Here is a 1538-nt window from a genome sequence, read left to right as displayed (position 1 = left end):
GGATGGGCGGAATCGGTGGCGCCGGCCGGAACGGCGCCGGAGGTCGACCCGGCATTCGCCGCCGAGGTGGCCGCCGCGGGCGCCGGCGTGGAATTCGTGGGGCCTCCGGCGGTGCCGAGCGCCAAGGTGCCGGTCGCCACCGCTCCCACCGCGATCGCGGCCCCGGCGATGAAGGCGGCGCGCCGCCAGCGGGCCGGACCCTTCGGCGGCGTCGTGTCGGCCGGTGGTGGCTCGATGGCGGTGCCACCGACCGCAGGAAGCGCGGTGGTCGTGTCTTCTTCCGAAAGATGCTGCGGGGCAGCCGGTTCCATCACCGCTGGGGTCAGGGCATCGGTGCGCTGCTCGGCGTACAGGTCACCGGCCAGCAGTGCCGCACCGCGGGCGCTCAGTGAACCGGGATCGTCGATCGGCGCGATCGGGACGGCGAATTCCCCGGAGACGAGTTCGGTGAGCAGGCCGATCGCGGCGCCACCGCCGGTGAGCAGGATCTGGCCGACCTGATCCAGCCCCAGCCCCGCGCGGCGGACCGCCTCGCGCACCAGGGGCAGTGACTCCGTGAGCGGATCGCGGAACAGATCCTCCAATTCGTCACGCACCAAACGCACATCACGGGAGGTGCCGGCGAGCCGGACCTGGACCATCGTCGCAGTGGTGGTCGAAAGCTGTTGTTTGGCCTCGGCGCAACGGTTTCGCAGCACCGACAATTCTCGTTCGACGACCGGATCGAAGGGGTCGAAATCCGTTTCTCCCAAAGCATTTGCCAGTACGTAGCGCATGGTGAGGAGATCGAATTCGGCGCCCGATACCTCGGTCGAGCGAACCGGCTCGCCCAGCAGCCCGGAGCGCGGGCCCGAGCCGACCACCGACACGGTGGTCCCGGTCGCGCCGAGGTCGTAGACGACGACCGGCGTATCGGGGCGCAGCGTGCTGGTGGCCTCCAGTCGGCGCAGCGCGGCGAGCGGCTCGGCGACCAGTACGACGTCCTCGGCGCCCACCCGCTCCAGGGCTCGGCGTTGTGCCTCGACGGTGTGCGCCGGCCACCAGGCGGGCACGGTGGCGACCGCGGACACCGGATCGAAGTCGGCGGTGACCTGGGCAATGGTCTCGGCCACCAGATCGGCGGCCGCTACCGAGGAGCCGTCCGGAAGCAGAATGTCGACCGGGTCGCCCACTCGGGACAACAGATTCTCCGACAATTCGGGCGCCGAGTCGAATTGCCGGCGGCGAATGTGAAGAGAGACATTTTCCGGGTCGGCGCTCGCGGAAGTTGCGCCGGTCGCGGCGACCGTACGCGACGACCCGACCGTGATGCCGAGCGTCAGGCCCTGAGTCATTCGAGAACCCCTGTCGTTGATATTTGCGGTCGTCACGGGTATTTGCGGAGGCCACGACCTAATCAGGTGTCGGTTGCCGGGGGATGGTCGTTACCGCCGATCCGAAAGGTTCGGGGAAAGTCCCCTAATGCGTCGGATTCCCCTATCCGCGGCAATGGGGAAATCGGGGGATTCACCCCGTTTCGAGTAACGCCGGGGCTGCTT

Annotated in this window: 1 protein-coding gene; it reads right to left on the bottom strand. The window is 68.9% G+C overall.

The annotated features are described in order from the left end of the window. Nucleotides 1–1334, bottom strand: a 1334-nt coding sequence (locus ON37_RS26635; protein ID WP_051032077.1) for an Hsp70 family protein, incomplete at its 3' end; no start/stop codon positions are given. Between the last annotated feature and the right edge of the window lie 204 nt (nt 1335–1538).

It is taken from the genome of Nocardia veterana NBRC 100344, assembly GCF_000308855.1.
In the GTDB taxonomy this organism is placed as follows: domain Bacteria; phylum Actinomycetota; class Actinomycetes; order Mycobacteriales; family Mycobacteriaceae; genus Nocardia; species Nocardia veterana.
This window is presented reverse-complemented; position numbering and strand designations above follow the sequence as displayed.